The sequence below is a fragment of the Actinoplanes sp. M2I2 genome (genome assembly GCF_023544445.1).
Classification (GTDB): Bacteria; Actinomycetota; Actinomycetes; order Mycobacteriales; family Micromonosporaceae; genus Actinoplanes.
Genome location: NZ_JALPVJ010000015.1, coordinates 58187 through 81578 on the forward strand (window position 1 = coordinate 58187; position 23392 = coordinate 81578).

Here is a 23392-nt window from a genome sequence, read left to right on the forward strand (position 1 = left end):
CGGGTCGTCAGTTGTCCTCGAGGTCGCCCTCGGTGGCCAGATAGAGCTCCTGCAACGCGCTCAGGGTCTCGGCCGACGGCGAGTCCCAGAGTTTGCGCTCGGCCGCCTCCAGCAGGCGCTCGCTGATGCTGTGCAGCGCCCACGGGTTGGACTGCTGGAAGAACTTCTGGTTCTCCGGGTCCAGGGCGTACGTGGTGGCCAGTTGCTCGTACATGTAGTCGGTGACCACGCCCGCGGTGGCGTCGAAACCGAACAGGTAGTCGACGGTCGCGGCCAGCTCGAAGGCGCCCTTGTAACCGTGCCGGCGCATCGCGGCGATCCAGCGCGGGTTCACCACCCGGGCCCGGAAGATCCGGGCGGTCTCCTCGGTCAGGCTGCGGGTGCGGGTGGCGTCCGGGTTGGTGGAGTCGCCGACGTACGCCGCGGGGGCCTTGCCGGTCAGCGCGCGGACCGTGGCGATCATGCCGCCGTGGTACTGGAAGTAGTCGTCCGAGTCGGCGATATCGTGCTCACGGGTGTCGATGTTCTTGGCCGCGATGTCGATGCGGCGGTACGCGTTCTCCATGTCCGGGCGCGCGGCCACGCCATCGAGGTCCCGGCCGTAGGCGAAGCCGCCCCACACCGCGTACACCTCGGCCAGGTCCTTGTCGTCCCGCCAGTTGCGGCTGTCGATCAAGGGCAGGATGCCGGCGCCGTACGCCCCCGGGCGCGAGCCGAAGATGCGGGTGGTGGCCCGCCGCCAGTCGCCGTGGTCGTCGCGGTCGGCCAGGGCGTGCTGACGGACGAAGTTGTCCGGCTCATCCAGGTCGGCGATCATCCGGAAGGCGTCGTCCATCATGGCCACGACGTGCGGGAACGCGTCGCGGAAGAAGCCCGAGATGCGCACGGTGACGTCGATGCGGGGCCGGGCCAGCTCGTCGCGGCCGATCGGCTCGAGGCCGGTGACCCGGCGCGAGGCCGGGTCCCAGATCGGGCGTACGCCGATGAGCGCCAGGATCTCGGCGATGTCGTCGCCGGCCGTGCGCATGGCGCTGGTGCCCCAGGCCGAGAGGCCGACCGAGCGGGGCCAGTCGCCGTAGTCCTCGCGGTAGCGCTGGAGCAGCGACTCGGCCATCGCCTGCCCGGTCTCCCAGGCCAGCGCGCTCGGGATCGCCTTGGGGTCGACGGAGTAGAAATTGCGCCCGGTCGGCAGCACGTTGATCAGCCCGCGCAGCGGCGAACCGCTGGGCCCGGCCGGCACGTAGCCGCCGTCCAGCGCGTGCAGCAGGTTGTCGAGCTCGTCGGTGGTGCGGTCGAGCCGCGGCACGACCTCGGTGGCCGCGAACCGCAGGACGTCGCGCACCGCGGCCGGGTCGACCGCGGCGCCCTCGGCTGTGTCCTGCTCCGGGAGGCCGACGGCCGTGATGATCTCGGTGATGCGGCCGTCGTCGGTGGGCCACCCGTGCGACTCCATCGCGGCGACCAGTTCGTGGGCCAGGGCCTCGACGCGGTCGGTCTCGGCGGTCGAGGCGTCGTCGCCCAGGCCGAGCGTCTCGCGCAGGCCCGGCAGCGCCGCCACCTGGCCCGCCCACATCTGCCGCGCCCGCAGCATGGCCAGCACCAGGTTGACCCGGGCCTCGCCGGCCGGGGCCACGCCCAGCACGTGCAGGCCGTCGCGGATCTGGACGTCCTTGATCTCACACAGCCAGCCGTCCACGTGCAGGATGAACTCGTCGAACTCCTCGTCGCCGGGCCGGTTGTCCAGGCCCAGGTCGTGATCCATCCGGGCGGCCTGGATCAGCGTCCAGATCTGCGAGCGGATGGCCGGCAGCTTGGGCGGGTCGAGCGCGGCGATGTTGGCGTGCTCGTCGAGCAGCTGCTCGAGGCGGGCGATGTCCCCGTACGACTCGGCCCGGGCCATCGGCGGGATGAGATGGTCGACCAGGGTGGCGTGCGCCCGGCGCTTGGCCTGGGTGCCCTCCCCCGGGTCGTTGACCAGGAACGGGTAGATCAGCGGCAGGTCGCCGAGGGCCGCGTCGGTGCCGTCCGAGGCCGACATGCCGACGTTCTTGCCGGGCAGCCATTCGAGGTTGCCGTGCTTGCCGACGTGCACGACCGCGTGCGCGCCGAACTCGTCGGCGACCCAGCGGTACGCGGCCAGGTAGTGGTGGCTCGGCGGCAGGTCGGGGTCGTGGTAGATGGCCACCGGGTTGGCGCCGAACCCGCGCGGCGGCTGCACCATGACCACGACGTTCTCGTCGCGCAGGGCGGCCAGCACGATGTCGCCGCCGTCGACGTAGAGCTCACCCGGCGGCGGCCCCCAGTGCTGCTCCATGGCGGCGCGCAGGTCCTCGGGCAGCGTCGCGAACCAGGCCGCGTACTTCGCCCCCGAGATCCGCACCGGGTTGCCGCTGAGCTGCTCCTCGGTGAGCCAGTCGGGGTCCTGGCCGCCGGCCGCGATCAGGGTGTGGATGAGGCCGTCGCCGTCGTAGGAGCCGAAGTCCCCGATGCGGTAGCCCGCTCCCCGCATGGCCGCCAGCAGCGCCACCGTCGAGGCCGGGGTGTCCAGGCCGACCGCGTTGCCGATGCGCGAGTGCTTGGTCGGATAGGCCGAGAGCATCAAAACGATCCGCCGCTCGGCCGCCGGGATGTGCCGCAGCCGCGCGTGGGCCACCGCGATGCCCGCGACCCGGGCCGCCCGCTCGTCGTCGGCGACGTAGACCGACAGCCCGTCCGGGTCGATCTCCTTGAACGAGAACGGCACGGTGATGATCCGCCCGTCGAACTCGGGGATGGCCACCTGGGTCGCCGCGTCGAGCGGGGACAGCCCGTCGTCGCTGGCCTCCCAGGTCGCGCGGCTGCTGGTCAGGCACAGGCCCTGCAGGATGGGCACGTCGAGCCCGGCCAGCACCCCGACGTCCCAGGCCTCGTCGTCGCCGCCGGCGCCCGCGGTGGCCGGCTTGGTGCCGCCGGCCGCGAGCACGGTCACCACCAGCGCGTCGGCCTTGCGCAGCTCGGTCAGGAGCTCCTCCGACGCCGTACGCAGGGACGACGTGAACAACGGGAGCGGACGCCCGCCCTTGGCCTCGATCGCCCGGCAGAGCGCCTCGACGAAGGCCGTGTTGCCGGCCATGTGGTGGGCCCGGTAGTAGAGCACCGCGACCGTCGGCCCGGTGGCCGTGGTCTCGCGGGGCAGCGGCCCCCAGTCGGGTGCGGCCTGCGGCGGCGCGAACCCGTGGCCGGTCAGCAGCACCGTGTCGGAGAGGAAGTCGTGCGCCGCGGCGAGGTTGCCGGCCCCGCCCTGGGCCAGGTAGAGGTGCGTCTCGGCGGCCACGCCGGCCGGCACGCTCGACAGCTTCATCAGCTCGGCGTCCGGCGCCTGCTCCCCGCCCAGCACGACCACCGGGATCGGCCCGCCGAGCAGCGCGTCGAGCCCTTCCTCCCAGGCCCGGCGACCGCCCAGGATGCGGACGACGACGAGCTCCACCCCGTCGAGCAGCGCGGGCAGGTCGTCGACGCCGGTGCGGGCCGGGTTGGCCAGGCGCCACGGCGAGCCGCTGGCCCGGGCACTGAGCAGGTCGGTGTCGGAAGTCGACAGCAGCAGGAACACGCCAAGCTCCCCTCGGGGTCCGCGCCCCGGGTAGTAGAGATCACGGCGACCGGAGTTCCTGGCTCCCGGGCCCGGGTGGGCCTGGTGACAGTGGCGGGACCGCGCCGGAGTCGCACCGGCTTCCTCCGCGGCGTCGCCGCTCGTGACCTCCCACCCTTCCGGGCCGCCCCGGGTGCCGTCAAGGAGGGGTCCCCGGTGTGACTATGCCGACCCGAGGATGCGGTCCGGCCGGTGGGCGAACGTAGTATCCGGGCCGTGCCCGCCCGAGCTTCCGACGTCGACGCCTGCCCCGGCGCGCTGCGCCTGCACGCCGCGGCCGACGGTCCGCTGGCGCGCGTCCGGCTGCCCGGCGGCCTGCTGACCGGCCCGCGGCTGGCCGTCCTGGCCGGGCTCGCGGCCGCGTTCGGCGACGGCCACCTGGAACTGACGTCGCGGGCGAACGTGCAGCTCAGAGGCCTGCGGTCGGCCGACCCGACGGTGCTGGCGGCCCGCCTGGCGGCCGCCGGCCTGCTGCCGTCCGAGACCCACGAGACCGTCCGCAACATCGCCGCCCCGCCGCTGGCCGACGCGACCGTCCGCGCCCTCGTCGAGGAGCTCGACCGGGGCCTCTGCGCCACGCCGGCCCTGGCCGCCCTGCCCGGCCGTTTCCTGTTCGCGATCGGCGAGGTGCCCCTGACCGCCGATCTGACCGCCCTCCCCGCCCCCGCGGGAGCCGACGCCACCCTCCTGTTCGCCGGTCACGATCTCGGGTTGCGGGTGCCGGCCGGCCAGGTGGTGCCCGCTCTCCTCGCCGCGGCCGGCGTCTTCCTCACCGAGCGGGCGGCCGCCACCCCGGGCGCCCCGGCCTGGCGCCTGCACGAGCTGGCCGACGGCCCGGCCCGCGTGGCCGGACGCACGACCGCCGCTCTCGGCCGGCGCCTCGTGCCCCCGCCGGACGGCGCGGGCACGGACGACGCGGGCACGACCGGCGCGGGCACGACCGGCGGCGCCGGCGACGGGCTCGCCATCGGCGTGCTGCCGCAGGCCGACGGGCTGGTCGCGGTGAGCGCGCTGGTGCCGCTGGGCCGGCTCGGCGGCGAGGCGCTCCGGCTTCTGTCGACCGCGAGCCGCGTGGTCGTCACACCCGGGCGCGGCGTCGTCGTTCCCGACCTGACCCCCGAGGCCGCCCGCCGCTGGGCTCACGCGCTGGGCGAGGCCGGCCTCGCGGTTGAGGGCACCTCGCGGTGGGTAGGGGTCACCGCCTGCGCCGGCCGCCCCGGCTGCGCGAAATCCCTGGCTGATGTGCGCGCCGATGCCGATCACACCAGCGCGTACGTCGACGGCCGGCCGGTCCACTGGATCGGCTGCGCCCGCGGGTGCGGCAGCCCGTCCGTCCCGCACGTCCGGGTCGAGGCCACGCCCACCGGCTACGCCGTGACCCGGCAGCCGGACGGGGAGACGTTCACCGGCGACCCGGCCCACGCGGTCGCCGCCGCGAGGAGGAACTGATGGAGTACGAGAAGGACGGCGCCGAGATCTACCGGCGTTCCTTCGCCACGATCCGGGCCGAGGCCGACCTGAGCGGCCTCCCGGCCGACGTGGCCCGGGTCGCGGTCCGGATGATCCACGCCTGCGGCATGGTCGACCTGGTGCCCGACCTGGCCTACAGCCCCCAGGTGGCCACGGTGGCCCGCAAGGCGTTGCTGGCCGGCGCCCCCGTCCTGTGCGACGCCGAGATGGTCGCCTCCGGCATCACCCGCAAGCGCCTGCCCGCGGCCAACGAGGTCGTCTGCACCCTGCGTGACCCGGCCGTGCCCGCGCTGGCCGAGCGGCTGGGCACCACCCGCAGCGCCGCCGCCCTCGATCTGTGGCTCGACCACCTCGAGGGCTCGGTCGTGGCGATCGGCAACGCCCCCACCGCGCTCTTCCGCCTGCTCGAGATGATCGACGCCGGCGCGCCCCGCCCCGCGGCGATCCTGGGCATCCCGGTCGGCTTCATCGGCGCCGCCGAGTCCAAGGACGCCCTGGCCGCGACCGACCTGGAACACCTGATCGTGCGGGGCCGGCGCGGCGGCAGCGCCATCACCGCGGCCGCGGTGAACGCCCTCGCGTCGGAGGTGGAGTGACGTGACGACCACTACCGGCCGGCTCTACGGGGTCGGCGTGGGGCCGGGCGACCCCGAGCTGATCACGCTCAAGGCCGCACGGCTCATCGAGGCCGCCGACGTGGTGGCGTACCACGCGGCCCGGCACGGGCGCAGCAACGCGCGCGCGATCGCCGCCGGCCTCCTGCGGGAGGAGCAGATCGAGGAGCCGCTGATCTATCCGGTGACCACCGGCGACACCGATCACCCGGGCGGATACCAGGGCGCGATCGACGAGTTCTACGCCGAGGCGGCGGAACGGCTCGCCGCCCATCTCGACGCCGGGCGGGACGTGGTGGTGCTCGCCGAGGGCGACCCGTTCTTCTACGGGTCCTACATGCACATGCACAAGCGTCTCGCGCACCGCTACCCGGCCGAGGTCGTCCCCGGCGTCACGTCGGTCAGCGCCGCGTCGGCCGTGCTCGGCCGCCCGCTGATGGAGCGCGACGAGGTGCTGACCGTGCTGCCCGGCACCCTCCCGCCGGCCGAGCTGGCCGCCCGGCTGGCCGGCACCGACTCGGCCGCGGTGATGAAACTGGGCCGCACCTTCGACGGCGTCCGTGAGGCGCTGACCAAGGCCGGCCGGATCGACGACGCCTGGTACGTCGAACGGGCCACCACCGACCGCGAGCGGCACGCCCCGCTGACCGAGGTCGATCCCGATTCGGTGCCCTACTTCTCCCTCGCCCTGCTGCCCAGCCCGGCCGCGACGGCGTTCGTGGACGGCGAGCGGCCCCGGGACGAGGGCGGGAGCGTGACCGTGGTCGGGCTCGGGCCGGGCGACCCGCTGTGGCTGACCCCGGAGGCCCGGGCCGCGCTGGCCCAGGCCGACGACCTGGTCGGCTACCTCCCCTATCTGGATCGGGTCGCTACCGGCGCGCACCAGCGCAAGCACCCGTCCGACAACCGGGTCGAGGCCGAACGGGCCGCGTTCGCGCTCGACCTGGCCAAGCGGGGGCGACGCGTCGCCGTGGTCTCGTCCGGGGATCCGGGCGTGTTCGCGATGGCCTCGGCGGTGCTCGAGGTCAGCGAGGACCCGCAGTGGAAGGACGTGCCCGTCCGGGTCGTTCCCGGGCTCACCGCCGCCCAGGCCGTCGCCGGCCGGGCCGGCGCGCCGCTCGGGCACGACTTCTGCGTCATCTCGCTCTCCGACCGGCTCAAGCCGTGGCCGGTCATCGCCCGCCGGCTCGCCGCCGCGGCCTCCGCCGACCTCGTGATCGCGCTCTACAACCCGGCTTCGAAGACCCGCCGCGAGCAGCTCGTCAACGCCCGCGAGGTGCTGCTCGAGCACCGCTCGGCCGAGACGCCGGTGGTCGTCGGACGCGACGTCGGCGGACCCGAGGAGACGGTCCGCGTCACCACGCTGGGCGAGCTCGACCCGGCGACCGTCGACATGCGCTGCCTGCTGATCATCGGCTCGTCGCAGACCCGTGCCGTGCAGCGCGGCGACGGCACCACGGTCGTCTACACCCCCCGCCACTACCCCGCTCCGTAGGGCCCAGCACAGCCCAGCCGGCGCCGCTCGCGGTCTCCGGCCGATGCACCCTGCCCGCACCCCGCGGCAACGCCAATGCAATCAGCAATCCCGATACCGCCGAACCGTCCGACCGATTGGAGGGGCCGCTCCCACAGAACATTCCGCACACCTGACCGAAGGACGACGACACACCGTGAACTCGCCCCGCCGCCGCGCCGCCCTCCTGGCCTCGTCGCTGCTCCTGGGCCTGGCCCTCCCCCAGGGCCCGGCCAGCGCCGCCCCCTCCTCGTCGACGACGCCGACGCCGACCACCGTCAAGTCGGTCATGAAGACCAGCGCCCCCGCGACCAAGGCCGCCGCCCCGGCCACGCCCGCTCCCGCCAAGACCATCACCGAGGTCGTCGAAGCCGCCCCCACCCTGGCCTCCCGGCTGGCCGCGGTGAAGACCGCCAAGTCGCTCAACTACTACCCGTCCGCCGCCGGCTGGTCGAGGATGTGGACGGAGTGGGACCCGGCCAAGATCCAGGCCGACCTGGCCAAGGCCGACGCGCTCGGCGCCGACAACGTCCGCATCATCATCTTCCCGACCACCTTCGGCTGGCCCAAGCCGTGGAACGGGTACCAGGACCGCCTGGCCAGCTTCGTCGACATGGCCGCCGCCCGGGGCATGACCGTCAAGTTCACGCTCTTCGACTGGTGGGACGGCTACGAGGAGGTCGCCAACAGCGTCTCCTGGACGAACACCGTGCTGACCCGATACAAAAACGACAAGCGGGTCATCGCCTTCGAGCTGCAGAACGAGTTCAACGCGAACAACGCGCAGGCCGTCGCCTGGGCCCGCAAGATGGTGCCGGCGATGCGGTCGGCGTTCCCGACGATGCCGCTGACGTTCTCGGTGGACGGCACGGCCGGCGCGGCCGGCATGGCCAAGATCAAGTCAGCCCTGGCCGCCACGCCGATCGACTTCTTCGACTTCCACTTCTACGGCAACTCCGAGCGCGCTCTCGCGACCATCAGGAACGCCCAGGCCACGGTCGCGCCGTACCCGATGGTCATCGGCGAGGTCGGCCTGAACACGCTGCAGAACACCGAGGGCGAGCAGGCCGCGTTCCTGGCCCGCGTCTTCGAGGCCGCGGAGGCCGCCGGGGTGCGGTCGGTGGCGCCGTGGACGCTGAACGACTTCACCCAGGGCGCGATCCCGTCCTCGGCCGTCTCGCGCATCCCAGCCCAGTACAGCTATGGCCTCTACCGGGTCGACGGCACCGCCAAGCCGGCCGCCGCGGTGGTCAAGGCGGGCTGGGCCGACGCCGCCATGCCGGCGTCGCTCATGGACCCGAGCTTCGAGCTCACCGCCGGTCAGAGCCCGTGGCGTGCGTACATGCCGGAGCTCGGCCTCGCGGTGAAGACCCAGTCGGCCGCGCGCACCGGCAAGTGGTCGATCAGCCTCACCAACACCGGCAAGACCGCGTCGGGCTCGCCGTCGTACCGGGTCTCGCCGATCGCCCCGGTCACGTCCGGCCAGAAGTGGCACGGCGAGGTGTGGGCCCGCGGCAACGCCGCCACGGGCACCACGCAGATCGCGCTGAGCTGGTTCGACATCAACGACAAGTGGCTCGGCGGCGCCTCGTCGACGTGGCTGCCGGTCGGCACCACCGGCTGGACCAAGCTGGTCGTCGACGGGGTCGCCCCGGCCGGCTCGACCAGCATGCAGGTTCACCTCAAGTCGGGCGACAACAAGGGCACGATCTGGTTCGACGACGCGGTGGTCTCCGCCTCCTGAGCCGAACGCTCCGCATGCGACGACCCGCCGGGTGACAGCCCGGCGGGTCGAGGCCCAGCAGGCGAAGACCCAGCGATCTCAGACCCGGCAGGTGAAGATCCAGGGATCTCAGACCCGGCAGGTGAAGACCCAGCGGTCCGAGATCCGGCGGGTGAAGACCCAGCGAGCTGCGGCCCGGCGGGGGAAGATCCAGCGAACTCGGACCCGGCGGGTGAGGGCTCGCTGGTCGGCAGGCCCATCCGGGCGAACAGGCGCGAGAAGGCGGCCACCGACTGCTCCCATGAGGAGGGGTCGGTGTGCCGCCTTCCCGTTTTCCCGGAAGCCGCGACGATGGCGTCGGCCAGGGCTTCCGGAGCGGCGGCGGGCACGAAGGTGGTGCCGGAATATCTCTCGGCCGCCTCGACGAGCCCGCCCACGGCGGTGACCACGACGGGCAGCCCGTGGCTCATGGCGATGTGCAAGGGACCGCTGGCCGAGCTGCGCCGATAGGGCAGCACCACCAGGTCGACCGCCCCGAAGAACCCGTCCACTTCGGAGTCCGCGACGTACCGGTTGACGAACGTGATGCGGGCGGCGGCCGGCGACTCGGCGATCATCGAAGCCGGGAGGGTCCAGCCCTCCCACGTCTCCCCCACGACCGTCAGCGTGTAGTGCGCGGGCAGCCTTCCAAAAGCTTCGACCAAATCCTCCAGCCCCTTGTACGGCCGGATGGTGCCGAAGAACAGCAGCCGGCACTGTTCCTCGCCCGACCGCGGCCGCGGAGCCGCCGAGGGGTACGGGCTCGCCGCAGCCGCCGAGGGGTACGGGCTCGCCGCAGCCGCCGAGGGGTACGGGCTCGCCGCAGCCGCCGAGGGGTACGGGCTCGCCGCAGCCGCCGAGGGGTACGGGCTCGCCGCAGCCGCCGAGGGGTATGGGCTCACCGCGGCCGCCGGCGAAGAGGGGGTTGCAGCGGCCGCCGGCGAAGAGGGGCTCGCCGCAGCCGCCGAGGACGACGAGTCCGCCGCAACCGCTGTGAAGGAGGAATCAGCGGCTGCAGGCGACTGCGAGACCGTTGCGCGCTGCGAGACTGCGGCGGGCTGCGAGACTGCGGCGGGCTGCGAGGCTGCGGCGGGCTGGGTGTCGTGGTGGTCGAACGGGCCGTGCAGCGCGATCTCGTCCGGCACGCCGCCCAGGTCGTACGTCGCTCGCAGCGCGACCCGGTCGAAGCGGGAGTGGACGACGACCCCGTCGGTGCGGCGCAGCAGCGGCTTGATCAGCTTGCGGCAGTAGAGGGACGCCCACCGGTGCTGCGCCTCGCCGGTGTCCTGCACCTCGTGGAACTCGACCACGACCTTGATGCCGGACAGGCGGGCGACCAGACAGAGCACCAGATACGAGTGCAGCACCGTGCCCGTCCACCACTGGAACACGATGACATCGGGGCGGAACGCCCGCAGGAATCGCACCGCCCGGATCAGGCTGGGCACGCCCCACCAGTCGACGCCGTCGAAGACGCTCACCGACGGGGCGTACGAGAGGTCGTTGAGCCGTTGACCCACCCGCTCGCGCCCGGGGTAGAGCCGGGTCGGCAGCAACTGTCGCATCAGGATGGCGCCGACCTCGTAGCGCGACGCGAGCGCGTTGCTGAGCCGGCAGGTGTAGTAGCTGATGCCGGAGAGGAACCGCCAGCCGGAGCCGACGACCACCACCCGGGTGCGGCCGTCAGCGGGTGGCGGTGGCGATGCAGTCACGGTAGACCTCCTCGATCTGCGGGACGACGCGCGCGGCGGTGTAGTCCAGCCCGCGCTGGTGACCGGCCGTCCGCAGCCGTGCGGTCAGGGCCGGGTCGGTGAGCAGCCGCAGCAGGGCGGCGACGATCGCGTCGGGGTCACCCACCGGCACCCGCAGGCCGCTCTCGCCGTCGCGGATCATGGTGGCCAGCCCGCCGGCGGCGGTGGCGATCAACGGCGTCCCGGCCAGCAGGGCCTCGACGGCCACCTGGCCCATCGGTTCGAGGACCGAGGGCACGACCCCCGCCGCGGCGTGGTGCCAGGCCGCCATCACCTCGGGGTGCGCGACGTTGTGCCGCACCAGGACGCCGGGCGGGATCGGCGGGGTGTCGGCTCGCGGCGTCCCGAGACAGACCAGGGCGGGCGGTGGTTCCGGCTGCCGCCATCCGGCCCGCAGCCGCTCGTACGCGGTGAAGAGCACGTCGATGCCCTTGTGCGGGCCGAGCTGGCCGACGAAGAGCAGGTATCGCCCCTGCGGCAGCCACGCCGGCCGGGGTGTGTTGCGGGCCAGCTCGTCCAGGCCGTCCGGGACCAGGCTGCTGACGATCCGGACCGGCACGTCGCCGGGGAGCCGCCCGTTGATGACGCCGTCGGCCACCGCCGGGGAGATCGCGGTGAGCGCGTCGATGCCGCGGTGCCCCTGGGCCCGCAACGCCGTGGTGAGCAGGGCCGAGCGGGGCCGCCCGTACTGCTCGCTCGCACACGGCACGCAGCGGGCCAGACGCGGCCCGCCGCAGGGCCGGCCGTTGCGGGCGTACGTCTTCTTGACGCACGTGAACCCGAAGTCGTGGGCCGTGTGGACGTGCGGCAGCCCGTCCCGGCCGAAGCGCAGCGGCAGGTAGCTGTACATCATCCAGTCGTGGCTGTGCACGACGTCGTAGTCGCCGGCGCGCAGGACCCGCCGGATGGCCGCGGTGGTCAGCGGGTCGGCCGTGGTCGGGTGGAACGGCTTGGACGGGTCGGCGTTCAGGCCGGGCAGCCAGGTGTTGGCGACACTGCGCACGCGCTTCACCCGTACGCCGTGGATCGTCTCGTCGTGATCGGCGAGCGGTGTCGCCAGCGTGAGCACGGTGACCTCGTGCCCGCGTCGGACCAGTTCCTCGCTGCTGGTGGCGATGCTGCGCTCGAGCCCGCCGATCACGGGCGCGTAGAGGTTGGACAGGTGCAGGATCTTCATCCGGTGGGGGCCTTCCTTCGGGACATCAGGGTGCGGACGCCGACCGCCACCGCGCCCGCGGTCTGCCCGGCCAGCCACGCGATGCCGGCCGCCTCGATGCCGGTGCCGGGCAGCCACAGCCAGGTCAGGGTCAGGCAGATGGTGGCCATCAGCAGGTTGAGCCGCAGGCAGCGGCGGAACCGGCCGAGCGAGCGCCAGTGCGCGACGGCCAGGTTGGTGATCGCGTCGGGCAGCGCGGCCAGTACGAGGATGCGCAGCAGCAGCTCGCCCTCGGCGGCGTAGCCGGGACTGAACAGAGCGAGGACCCGGTCGCCGGCGAAGAACAGCAGCAGGGCCGGGATCCCGGTGACGGCCAGCACGACGGCGGCGGCCCGGGGCAGGGCGGCCGGGTGGGCGTTGGCGCGTTCGGCGTAGAGGGCCGACGCCACCGCGGGCGAGACCATGAACAGCATCGACGCGGTCATCCAGGCCACATAGAAGTGCCCGTTGGCCTCGGCGCCGAGCCGGGCGGTGACCAGCACCGGCAACAGCGCGGTCGGGCCGGCCTGGGCGAGGTTGATCAGGTGGTGGCCGCCGAGCGAGCCCGGCAGGCGCCGCAGCTCGGCCCCGACGCCGGCGCGGCCGAGCCGGGCGCCGGGGCGCAGCCGGGTCAGGCTCGAGGACAGGGTGTACGCGGTGACGCCGAGCGACGGGAGCGTCCAGGCGAGCAGCACCACGCCCGCGCCGCCGTACCCGGCCCCGGTGAGGACGGCCAGCAGCGCGAGCTTGCCGCCGGCCAGCGCCAGGTTGCGGGTGAACATGCCCTGGCTCGCGCGATGGGCGACGAAGACGTGGTCGAGCAGCGCCGAGGCGGTCAGCGCGACCGAGGTGACGACCAGCGCCGTGGCCCCCGACGAGCTGCGCAGGAAGCCGAAGTGGCCGGCCACCGAGGGCAGCACGGCGGCCGCGAGGAACGAGGTGACCGCCGTGGCGCCACAGCCGAGCAGCAGCCCGGCGGCGACGATCCGCGACCACTCGCCGGCGTCCGTGCCGGGCAGCCGCTGGATGAACACGTGCCCGATGCCCAGGTTGGACACCATGCTGACGACGACCGAGACCGAGATCAGTGCGGTCGCCGTGCCGATCGACGGCTGGGTCAGCTCGCGCGCCGCGAGCAGCCAGTAGACGTAGCCGAGCCCGGCCGTGCCGACCGTGCTGGCCATGATGAGGACGCTGTTGCGGGCCAGGGAGTCCCGCGCGACCGTCCTCAGCATCCGGCCCGTCCCGGCCCGGCCGGTCCCCGGCCGTAGAAGACGGTGCTGCGGGCGCCCAGGCTGATCTCGATGCGGTGCAGGCAGCGGTCGGGCGGCGCCGGTACGAACACGTCGACCGAGCGGGTGCTGTCGGGCTCGACGGCCAGCGCGCGCCCCGAGACCAGGCGGTCGCCGACGCGCACCCGCAGCGGCTCGGTCGTGGCCGGCATCCCGGCGCTGCTCACCCGGACGGGCACGTGCACGCCGCGGGCCGGGATGGCGACCGGGCCGTCGATGCCGGTCGCCCAGCCGTTGAGGGCCAGGCTCGTGTAGCCCGGCTGCGGCGGGTGCGGCAACCGGTCGTACGCGCGCAGGGCGAGGAACCCGGCGACCAGGGTGAGGAGGCCGGGCACGGCCACCGCGACCAGGGTGCGGGTCAGGCGCGGATCCACCGGGGCCCCGACGGCACGCTCGCGCAGCAGCACGATCACGCCGAGCAGAGTGACCAGGACGGCGAGCCCGATCGCGATCGGACGGGGGCGGATGAGCACGCCCGAGACGTGCAGGACGAGCGCCACGAACGGCAGGCTGACCAGGCCGGACACCGTGGCCAGGCCGATCCTGGTCACGGCCGGCATGGCCTCGCCGGCCAGCGCGCGCAGCCACAGCTCGCCCAGCCCGACCAGCGCGGCGACCAGGACGATCGTGAACAGCCAGGGCACCCGGGGGCCGACGACGAGCCCGAGCAGGGCGGCATAGGTGACGGCCAGCAGGCGTACGGTCGTCATCGGCCCGCCTCGCCCGGGCGCAGCGAGTCGAAGTCGAAGCGGTAGATCGCGATGTTGCCGCTGTCGTAGACCTTGATCGTCCACGGCGTCCGGTCGAACTTGGTCAGCTGGCCCAGCGTGAACGCGGGCTTGTCGCCGTGCGGGACCGGCTCGTTGGTCTCGAAGTAGATCTGGATCTCCGGCACCTCCCGGGCCATCCGCCGGTCGACGACGAGGTAGGTGAACCGCCACGAGCTGAGCTGCTCGATCAGCCGCGGTGAGATCGCGCGGCCGGGCTGGGCGAGGTAGAGGTCGTACGTCGGGAACGAGGCCGACCCGGTGACCGGCCGCTGCCCGCCGAACGAGCCGAAGATCAATCCGGAGTAGCGGTCGGCGACGATCCGCAGGTCGCGGCCCGCGGTCGAGCGGAGCCAGGCCGACGCGGCCGACACCTCGGGGATCGCCGAGCGGGTGTCCGAGCCGAAGACCGGCGGCCCCGGGAAGCGGTAGGACGGGTTCATGCCGGCCGCGGTGTTGCCGACCAGCACCACCGCGCACACGGTGAGCAGGGCGGCCCCGCTGACCACACGGGCCCGGCGGGTCGCCCGCTCGAGCAGCCACACCACCACCGGGGCGACGACCAGCGCGATGCCCAGATAGCTGAAGGCCCAGGAGCGCCGGGCCCCCTCGGCGCCGGACGGGGTGAGGATCAGCAGCGCCGCCGGGAAGTAGAGCGCGCCGAGCACCAGCATGGCCAGCGCCCCGTTGCGCGACACCGCGTCGCCCTCGCGCCGCGAGCGCAGCCGCAGCGCGGCCACGGCCATGGCGATCGCCGCGACGCCCTGGGCCGCGAACGCCGCGTACCGCTCCCACCAGGGCGCGACGGACTCCCGGAAGAGGGTGCGGCTGCCGCCCCCGCCGTCGCCGGCCATCCCGGCGATCTGGTCGAGCGCGCGGGCCAGGTAGGGGTCGAGGTATCCGGCGGTGCGCGGGGCGACCACCGCGAGGTAGGTCACCACCAGGACGGCGGCCGCGGCCGTGAGCCCCCAGGCAGTCCAGGTCACGGCGCGCGGGTTGATCCGGCGCAGGGCCCGGGCGGTCGCCACCGCGCAGAGGATGAGCATCACGCCGAGCAGCCCGAGGGCGGTCAGGTGGTGGGTGGCGATGGTCGCGGCCGACAGCATCACCGTCACCGCCGACCAACCCAGCCGGGCCCGGCCGGCCGGTCCGCGCATCGCCCGGTGCAGGGCGACCAGCGTCCACACCAGCAGCGGGATGGCCAGCGACTCGTAGCCGAACTGGGTGTCGAAGAACAGGAACGAGCTGTTGAGGCTGTAGATGATCGTGGCCACCGCGGCGATCCGGGCGTCGTGCCAGATCTCCTCGGCCAGCACGGCCACGCCCAGCACCACGAGCAGGTGGGCGATGATCAGCACGACCAGGGCGCCGTGCCAGATCGAGACGCCGGTCAGCCCCGAGATCGCGGCGACCGTCGAGTGCAGGCCGGGGAAGTCGCCGACGACCTTGACGATCGGGTTCTGCTCGAAGAGGCGGCCGTCGAGCAGGATCTCGCGCGCCTGACGCCAGTGGGCGAACTCGTCGTGATAGAGCGGGCCGTCCGGCGTGCGCAGCAGTTTGGGCAGGAAGGTGAAGCCGGCGTACGCGGTCAGGACCGCGACCCGCAGCCGGACGCCCGACGCCGGGCGGACCAGCCAGAACACCGCGGGCAGGGTGAACACCAGCAGCCCGGCCCAGAACAGCGCGAACTGCTGGCCGGTGTCCCGCTCGGCGGCGCGGTTGGCCGCCACCAGCAGGGCGGCCCCGGCCGCGCCGGTCACGACCAGCGTGGCCGCGCAGAGCACGGCCGGGCGGCGGGACGCCGTCGCGGGCGCTTCGGGTGCGGGCGTGCTTGCGACGGCGCGGTCGTCGGCCACCGGCCGGGTCAGGGTCATCGGTCGCCGGCCCCGGCTCCGGCCCCGGCCTGCTGGATCACGTGGACGCGGGGCGCCACGCTCGCGTAGATCTCCCGGGTCGCCAGCACGACGTCGCTCCACGTGGGCAACGCGTTGCGGCCGTGCTGGGCGCGCGGGGCGCCGGCCGCGACCCGCAACGCGCCGGCCAGCGCGACCTCGTCGTCCGGGTTGACCAGCCACAGCGGCGCGCCCGGCGCGACCATCGAGGCCAGTTCCCGGTGCGCCGGGATGAAGCTGGCCACGGTCGGGATGCCGGCCGTCAGCGCGTCGGCCACCGCCATGCCGAACGCCTCGTGTTCCGAGGCCGACACCACGGCCGCGGCCGACGCCATCCGGGCGTGGAAGGCGCCGTCGGACAGCCGGCCGTGGAAGACGACCCGGTCCGGGCCCAGCCCGAGCCGCACGGCGAGCTGCTCCCACTCCTCGCCGGCCGGCCCGGCGCCGACCACGTCGAGCCGGTGGTCGGCCGGCAACTGGGTCATCGCCCGGATCACCCGGTCGACCCGCTTGTAGCGTTCCAGCCGCCCGACGCAGAGGATGCTGTGCCCGGGTTCGGGCCCGGCCACCAGGTCGGGCGCCGGGTCGGTCCCGTTCGGCACCACCACCATCCGGTCCCGGGCCTCGGGGAAGTGGTTGATCAGCAGCTCCCGCTCGGCCCGGGTGACGCAGATGACCCGGCCGGCGCGGGCGACGATGCGCCGGCCCAACGGCCGGTACAGCGGGTGCAGCGCGGCCCGCAGCCGGCTGTGCCCGGTGCCGTGGTAGTGCGGCGTGAAGACCAGCGGCGTGCGGTTGGTCAGCGCCGCCGGCAGCGCGGCCAGCGCGTGATAGCTGTGCGCGTGCAGCACGTCGTAGCGGCCGGCGTTGCCGCGCAGCCACCGCCACAGCGCCAGCGAACAGCGGTAGTTGGCGGCCTTGACGGTCAGCGGGAACCGGCGGACCACGACCCCGTCGATCGAGTCGACCGAGCCGATCGTGTGCTGGGTGAGCACCTCGACCTCGTCACCGGTAGCCACCAGCGCGGCGCAGAGCCGCCGGACGTGGGTCTCCACACCGCCGATGTCGGGGTGGTAGGCGCTCGTGACGACGCCGATCCTCACCGCGCCCGCTCCCGCGCGGGGGTGGCGGTGCGCCCCCGGCGCGGCCACTCGCGCGCGATGGTGCGCAGCACCCGCAGGCCGTCGGTGAACGCGTTGAGGTTGCTCTCGCCGTGGATGCGCTGCTGCTCGTAGCTGGGCACCTCGACGATGCGCAGGCGGGCCCGGGCGGCGCGCAGGGTCAGCAGGGTCTCGATCTCGAAACCGTCGCCCCAGAGCCGGCCGTCGGCCTCGGTCGTGCTGTCCAGGGCGAAGGCGTCGAGGTGCCGGGCCCAGAACGCGTTGTAGCCGTAGCAGAGGTCGCTGTACCGGGTGCCGAACAGCACGTTGACCAGGCCGCTCAGGCACCGGTTGCCGGCCCGGCGCAGCCGGGTGATGTCGGCGCTGCCACCGGTCGCCGCGAAGCGCGAGCCCTTGGCAAAGTCGGCGCCGGACCGCAGCTCGGCGAGGAAGCCGGGGATCTCCCGCGGGTCGGTCGACCCGTCGGCGTCGATCATGACGAGGATGTCGCCCGTGGCCGCGGCGAAGCCGCAGGCCAGCGCGTTGCCCTTGCCCCGGCGGTTCTGCTGGATGACCCGGATGCCCGGCATCAGGCGGCGGGCCACGTCGACCGTGTCGTCGGTGGACCCGCCGTCGACCAGGATGACCTCGTCGACCGCGGGCAGGGCGGCCATCACGTGCGGAAGGTTCAGCGCCTCGTTGAGGGCGGGGATGATGACGCTGACCAGGGGCTCGTCGGCGCCGACGACGACCGGCGGCGGCAGTTCGGTTCCCGCTCCAGCCTCGGGGCGAGCGTAGGGGACCGTGGACATGACTTCACTCCAAGACTCGGTGGGGACGTGCGGGGGACATCCGCCGGCACCCGTCGGGCGCCGGCGGACTGCCGGATCAGACGCCGGAACCCTGGACGGTCCAGGAGTAGATGTCCTGCTTCGACAGGCCCGTGCCGGTCGAGGCGGTGAAGCCGATCCACGCGGCGGAGTCGCCGACGTGCTCGGCCAGGTCGATCTCGTGCTCCAGCACCAGTTGCTCGGTCGAGCCGGCGCTCAGCGACTTGACGTAGACCCGCAGCAGCGTCGACTCGGCGTCGTAGACGACCCGGGCGTTGAACGGCCGGCCGAACAGCGGGATCGGCGACTCGGCCGTCTCCGCCTGGTAGTTCGGGTTGCCGCCGAGCACGACCGCGAGGTGGTTGCGGCTCGGGTCGTACGAGTTCTGGTAGGTGTCGAACTCGACGGCCAGGCTCGGCTCGATGCCGCGGTAGCCGACGCCGCCGCCCCAGCCGCCGAGCGCCCGCGGGCCCTCGGTCTGCACGACGAACGCGATGCCGTCGGCGCCCGGCCGGAAGTGGTGCAGGTACACCTTGAAGGAGGACTCGAACGACTTCGTGACGTCGAGCCGGGTGGTCGACCAGGCCGAGCCGGACTGACGGTAGCCACCCGGCGTGAGCCGCAGGATGCGCTGGTCGACCTTGCTGCCCGCCGACATGATGAGGTCGGCGGCGCCGTTACGGTCCAGGTTGTTGGACGCACCCTTGAACGTCGGGTAGTCGATCAGCGGATCCCCGGTGTCTGCCGAGGCGCCCACGGGCGAGACAGCACTGGCTATCGAGAGGGCTAGGGCAGCGACGAGGCCGCCCCGAGCCACCCTCGAGGAACGTGAGGAAGACACAGTTCTGCGCTCCAATTCGGATGATTTGCCCCACTAGGACGAGCCCAAAGTAGGACAGTGCGCAGAAATGCGTGACGATACTGAGCTATTTATCCCGAATCGGATGCAGTCGGTCCGTTACCCACGTATGGAACGCGCCGATGTGGTGCTCGCTCGGGACGAGCACACCCCCGCGCGCGTACGCCCGGGACGCCATCGACGGCTGGCAGCGCTCACACGCCTCGAAGTCCTGCCGGTTGACCCGGTCGAACAGCTCGACCGAGCGGCTCAGATCCACGCCCGACGCGAGGACCGCGGGCAGGAACAACCAGTCGCACTCGACGATCGTGCGGTCCACGGCCAGCGGGTACATCCGGTGCAGGATCACGTGGTCGGGCACGAGGTTGACGAAGACCTGGGGCTTGATGGTGATCGCGTAGTAACGGCGGTCCTGCTCGGCGGCGATCGTGCCGATCGGGGTCACGCCCGGGCTGCCGTCGACGGTGAAGCCGGCCACGTCCCGGCCGAACTCGGCGCCGTGGCCGACGTAGTACTGCGCCGCGTACCCGCCGGCGAACTCCGGCAGCACGTGCACCAGCTCGGGATGGATGGTCGAGCAGTGATAGCACTCCATGAAGTTCTCGATGATCAGCTTCCAGTTGGCGGCCACGTCGTACCGGATGCGCCGGCCCACCTCGAGCTCGGGGAGCGCGTACCGGTCGATCGCGTCGAGGTCGCCCAGGCGCTCCACGCAGGCCCCCATGACGTCCTGCTCGAAGGACGGCGGCTCGCCGGCCAGGCACACCCAGACATAGCCCAGCCACTCGCGCACGTGCACGGCGCTCAGGCCGTACTCCACCCGGTCGACGTCGGGCATCTTGACCAGGTTGGGCGCGGCCACGAGCGTGCCGTCCAGGCCGTAGGCCCAGGCGTGGTACGAGCACTTGAACGTCCGCTTCACGGTGCCGGACTCCTCGACGCAGATCCGGGCGCCCCGGTGCCGGCAGACGTTGAGGAAGGCCCGGGCCCGGCCGTCGGCCGAGCGCGTGATCAGCACGTTCTCCCGCCCGACCTGGACCGTGCGGAACGCGCCCGGCGTACCCACGTCACCGCCGCGGACGGCGCAGAACCACATCCGCTCGAAGATCGCTTCCTGCTCCCGCGCGAAGATCGACGGGTCGGTGTAGGAGGGGCCGGCGAGCGTCGGGATCAACGAAGACGTCATGGTTCTACTCCACGGTGGCCGCGAATCGACGGGGATCGAAAAGACTGATCGGGTGGACGGTCGCGCCGCAAGTGGCCAGGTCGGCCAGGATCTCTCCCACCACGGTCACGAACTTGAACCCGTGACCCGAGAAACCGCAGGCCACGGTCACCGACTCGTGAGCCGGGTGACGGGCGATGACGAAGTGCTCGTCCGGCGTGGTGCTGTACATGCAGGGCTCGCCGCGCAGGAACCGGCCGGGCAGGTCCGGCAGGCGCCGCCCGCAGTAGGCCGCCATCTCGGCGACCTCGTCCTCGTGCACCTCGGTGTCCAGGGTGTCCGGCGTGGTCGGGGTGCCCCGGCGGAAGAACGCGATCTTGGCGCCGCCCCCGGGGCCGTCGATGGCCGGGAAGCCGTAGATCTGGCCGCCCTCGGCGTCCTCCCAGATGTAGATCGGGTGCCGGTCGGGCCGGAACGGCTCGACGCCGCCGCGCGGCTGATACCAGTACTGCACCTGCCGCTCGATGCGGAACTCGACGCCCAGGTCGGCCAGCAGGCCGGGCGCCCACGGCCCGGGAGCGATCACCAACTGCCCGGCGGTGTACTCGCCGCGCCCGGTCGTGACCCGCACCCCGTCGCCGGCCGGCTCCCAGCTCGTCATCGGTTCGTGGAACCGCAGATCGGCGCCGTGCCCGGCGGCGAGCTGCAGATTCGCCGCCACGGTGGCCTCGGGCCGTACGAAGCCGGCCTTGGCCTCGAAGAGCGCGATCTCGCCGGGCTCCGGCGCGAACGTCGGGAACCGGCGGCGCACCTCGCCGGCGTCCAGGATCTCGTGCTCGAGGCCCCACTGCTCGGCGCTGGCCCGGCTGCCGGCCACCGTGCGGCTCTCCGGCCGGCCGATCATGAGACCACCGGTCAGCGTGATCACGTCCCGGCCCGAGTCGGTGGCGAGCTGGTCGAACAGCTCGTAGGCGCGCAGCAGCAGCGGCACGTACTCCGGGCCCTCGAAGTAGGACTGCCGGGTGACCCGGGAACCGCCGTGGCTGGCCCCGCGGTCGTGCGCGGGACCGTACTTCTCCAGCCCGAGAACCCGCTGACCGCGGGCGGCGAGCTGCTGGGCGGCGGCGCTGCCCATCCCGCCGAGACCGACCACGATGACGTCGTACGCCGACAAGGGTGCCTCCAAATGGGTTCAGGCGCGCAGCCGTTCGTGCCGGGGGTCGACCAGGGGCTCGGCGGCGACGGTGGCGCCGAGCCGGCGGTCGAAGTAGCCGATCGACACCTCGGTGCCGGGCACGGCCAGGGCGGCCGGGAGCCAGGCGTACGCGATCGGGGCGCCGACCGTGTGCCCGAAGGCCGCGCTGGTCACGAACCCGACCGGCGCCCCGTCGCGATACACCGGCTCGCGTCCCATCGGCACGGAACCCGGGTCGTCGAGCACCAGGCAGGTCAGCCGCCGCCGGGGAGCTTCGCCGGACAGCGCGGCCCGGCCGAGGAAGTCACCGGCGTCGCGGCGCACGGCGAACCCGAGCCCGGCCTCGTCCGGGGTGTCCTCCGCGGTCAGGTCGGCGCCCCACAGCCGGTACCCCTTCTCCAGGCGCAGGCTCGTGAAGGCGGCCCGGCCCGCGGCGATCAGCCCGTGCTCGCGGCCGGCCGCCCAGAGCGTGTCCCACAGCTTGCCGCCGTGGTCGGCCCCGGTGTAGATCTCCCAGCCCAGCTCGCCCACGTAGGACAGCCGGAGCATGGTGACGGGCACCGTGCCCAGGTAGCCCTCCCGCGCCTGGAAGTAGCGGAAGTTCCCTGGCGAGACGTCGATGTCGGTGAGCGGCGCCACCAGGTCACGGGCCCGCGGCCCCCACACTCCGACGCCGCAGGTGCCGCCGGTGACGTCCCGGACCCGGACGCCGGCCGGGGCGTGCCGGCGCAGCCAGTGCAGGTCGAGCGGGCCGTTGACGCCGACCTGGAAGCGCTCCTGGGCCAGCCGGGCCACGGTGACGTCGCTGCGCACGCCGCCGGCCTCGTCCAGCAGCAGCGTGTAGGTCACCGAGCCGACCGGCTTGTCGACGTTGTTGCTGGTCATCCGTTGGAGGAAGGAGATCGGGCCGTCGACCTCGAGCCGCATGAGCGGGGTCATGTCGTAGAGCGCGACCCGTTCCCGGGTGACCGCGGCCTCGGTGGCGGCGATCGGGGACCAGTGCCGGCTCGACCACTCGTCCCGGGGGACCGGCTCGGCCGGCGCGGCGTTGGTGGCGTACCAGAGGGGCCTTTCCCACCCGGCCGCCTCGCCGAACACCGCGCCCAGCTCGACCTGCCGGGCGTGGAAAGGCGTCGTGCGGACGTCCCGGACACCGGGCGGGTCGAGCGGGTGGACGATGTCGTAGACCTCGACGAAGCTGCGGATCGACCGTTCCCGGGTGTAGGCCGGGGCCAGCTGGGACCGGTCGAACCGGTTGAGGTCGCACTCGTGCAGATCGAGGCTCGGGCGGCCGGTGACCATCCACTCGGCCACCTCGCGGGCGGCGCCGGCCGAGTGGGTCACCCAGATCGCCTCGGCCGTCCAGAAGCCGGGCAGTCCGGCGGCCTCGCCGAGCAGCGGGAAGCCGTCGGCCGTGAACGAGAAGACACCGTTGAAGCCGTCGGCCCGGGTGGCCTCCCGCACGACCGGCAGAAGGTCGCCGGCCGCCGCCCAGGACTCCGCGAAGGTGCCGGGAGTGAACGGGAGCATCGACGGGTGGGCGCCGCCGGGCAGCTGGTCCAGGCTCACCGGCATCGGCTCGTGCAGGTAGGAGCCGATCCCGAGGGCGTCGCCGTGCGCCCGGAAGTAGAGGTCACGGTCCTGGTGACGCAGGATCGGCAGGGTGTCCGCGGCCCCGACCCCGGTGGTCCGCGCGTACTGGTGGGCCATCGGGAGCAGCGGGATCGGGACGCCGGCCAGGTCGCCGATCCTCGGTCCCCAGAAACCGGCGCAGCTCACCACGATGTCGGCGGCGAAGGTCCCGGCCTCGGTGCGCGCCCCGGCGATCCTCCCCCGGGCGGTGAGCAGCTCGACCACCCGGGCGTGGGCGACGAACCGGGCCCCGTTGCGCCGGGCCCGGGCCGCCTGGACCTCGCACGCCCGGACCGCCGAGGCCAGGCCGTCGGTCGGCACGTGCAGGCCGCCACCGATCCGGTCCTTGTCGAGCAGGGGAAAGAGCTCGGCGCAGGCGACCGGGTCGAGCACCGCCGAGCCGATCCCCCACGACTGGCCGAAGCCGAACCGCCGGTGCAGCTCGCGCAGCCGCTCGGGCGTGGTCGCCACCTCGAGGCTGCCGACCGGGCGGAAACAGCCCAGGCCGGTCAGCTTCTCGACGGTGTAGCGGGCGAGCCGGGCCAGGGTCCGCGACGGGTTCGTCTGGAAGACCAGCCCCGGCGCGTGCGAGCTGGACCCGCCGGTCACGAACAGCGGGCCCTGCTCGAGCACGGTCACGTCGGTCCAGCCGCGCGCGGTCAGCTCGTCGGCCAGGGCGCAGCCGACCACGCCGGCACCGATGATCACGACCTTGGCCCCGGTCATG

The 23392-nt window shown here is 73.4% G+C and carries 16 protein-coding genes and 1 riboswitch; of the genes, 4 read left to right on the forward strand and 12 right to left on the reverse strand.

All coding sequences use genetic code 11. The features are described from left to right. Positions 1-7: 7 nt before the first annotated feature. Positions 8-3589, reverse strand: coding sequence for a cobaltochelatase subunit CobN (gene cobN, locus HJC40_RS28930; protein WP_250005829.1), 3582 nt, complete (start codon positions 3587-3589; stop codon positions 8-10). 52 nt (positions 3590-3641) lie between these two features. Further along, a riboswitch (cobalamin riboswitch) is annotated at positions 3642-3715 on the reverse strand. Positions 3716-3844: 129 nt separating this feature from the next. On the opposite strand from cobN, the gene HJC40_RS28935 reads away from it, so the two are divergent. The 4 genes from HJC40_RS28935 (at position 3845) to HJC40_RS28950 (ending at position 8969) form a co-directional block, all read left to right on the forward strand. After that, positions 3845-5077, forward strand: coding sequence for a precorrin-3B synthase (locus tag HJC40_RS28935; protein WP_250005830.1), 1233 nt, complete (start codon positions 3845-3847; stop codon positions 5075-5077). Beyond that, positions 5077-5694, forward strand: coding sequence for a precorrin-8X methylmutase (locus HJC40_RS28940; protein ID WP_250005831.1), 618 nt, complete (start codon positions 5077-5079; stop codon positions 5692-5694). Before HJC40_RS28935 ends, HJC40_RS28940 begins: the two co-directional genes overlap by 1 nt. Before the next feature lies 1 nt (position 5695). Next, positions 5696-7207 (forward strand): precorrin-2 C(20)-methyltransferase, encoded by a 1512-nt coding sequence (locus HJC40_RS46290; RefSeq protein WP_250005832.1) that lies wholly within the window; start codon positions 5696-5698, stop codon positions 7205-7207. A 175-nt stretch (positions 7208-7382) separates the two neighbouring features. Then, positions 7383-8969, forward strand: a complete 1587-nt coding sequence (locus HJC40_RS28950; protein WP_250005833.1) for a cellulase family glycosylhydrolase — start codon at positions 7383-7385, stop codon at positions 8967-8969. Here HJC40_RS28950 and HJC40_RS28955 read toward each other — a convergent pair. From HJC40_RS28955 to HJC40_RS29005, 11 genes are all read right to left on the reverse strand, one after another. After that, positions 8903-10699 (reverse strand): glycosyltransferase, encoded by a 1797-nt coding sequence (locus HJC40_RS28955; protein WP_250005834.1) that lies wholly within the window; start codon positions 10697-10699, stop codon positions 8903-8905. The two genes, HJC40_RS28950 and HJC40_RS28955, sit on opposite strands and share 67 nt — an antisense overlap. Beyond that, positions 10671-11915, reverse strand: a complete 1245-nt coding sequence (locus tag HJC40_RS28960) for a glycosyltransferase family 4 protein (protein WP_250005835.1) — start codon at positions 11913-11915, stop codon at positions 10671-10673. The genes HJC40_RS28955 and HJC40_RS28960 overlap by 29 nt, the downstream gene beginning before the upstream one ends. Beyond that, entirely contained in the window at positions 11912-13168 is a 1257-nt protein-coding gene (locus tag HJC40_RS28965; protein WP_250005837.1) for a lipopolysaccharide biosynthesis protein, read from the reverse strand. The genes HJC40_RS28960 and HJC40_RS28965 overlap by 4 nt, the downstream gene beginning before the upstream one ends. Then, positions 13162-13935: a hypothetical protein gene (locus HJC40_RS28970; protein WP_250005839.1), complete on the reverse strand. Its 774-nt coding sequence runs from the start codon at positions 13933-13935 to the stop codon at positions 13162-13164. The genes HJC40_RS28965 and HJC40_RS28970 overlap by 7 nt, the downstream gene beginning before the upstream one ends. After that, complete coding sequence (locus HJC40_RS28975) at positions 13932-15866, reverse strand: hypothetical protein (RefSeq protein ID WP_250005841.1); 1935 nt, start codon at positions 15864-15866, stop codon at positions 13932-13934. The genes HJC40_RS28970 and HJC40_RS28975 overlap by 4 nt, the downstream gene beginning before the upstream one ends. Beyond that, positions 15863-16987, reverse strand: a complete 1125-nt coding sequence (locus tag HJC40_RS46295) for a glycosyltransferase family 4 protein (RefSeq protein WP_250005843.1) — start codon at positions 16985-16987, stop codon at positions 15863-15865. The genes HJC40_RS28975 and HJC40_RS46295 overlap by 4 nt, the downstream gene beginning before the upstream one ends. Further along, positions 16984-17796 carry a glycosyltransferase family 2 protein gene (locus HJC40_RS28985; RefSeq protein ID WP_250005845.1) on the reverse strand — a complete coding sequence of 271 codons (813 nt, stop codon included), beginning with the start codon at positions 17794-17796 and terminating at the stop codon, positions 16984-16986. The genes HJC40_RS46295 and HJC40_RS28985 overlap by 4 nt, the downstream gene beginning before the upstream one ends. 76 nt (positions 17797-17872) lie before the next feature. Beyond that, entirely contained in the window at positions 17873-18571 is a 699-nt protein-coding gene (locus HJC40_RS28990; protein ID WP_250005847.1) for an L-type lectin-domain containing protein, read from the reverse strand. 169 nt (positions 18572-18740) lie between these two features. Then, positions 18741-19859 carry an aromatic ring-hydroxylating dioxygenase subunit alpha gene (locus tag HJC40_RS28995; protein ID WP_250005849.1) on the reverse strand — a complete coding sequence of 373 codons (1119 nt, stop codon included), beginning with the start codon at positions 19857-19859 and terminating at the stop codon, positions 18741-18743. A 4-nt stretch (positions 19860-19863) separates the two neighbouring features. Next, a complete protein-coding gene (gene solA / locus HJC40_RS29000; protein WP_250005850.1) occupies positions 19864-21012 on the reverse strand; it encodes an N-methyl-L-tryptophan oxidase in 1149 nt (382 codons plus the stop codon). Positions 21013-21030: 18 nt separating this feature from the next. Then, positions 21031-23391, reverse strand: a complete 2361-nt coding sequence (locus HJC40_RS29005) for an FAD-dependent oxidoreductase (RefSeq protein WP_250005852.1) — start codon at positions 23389-23391, stop codon at positions 21031-21033. Position 23392: the final 1 nt, after the last annotated feature.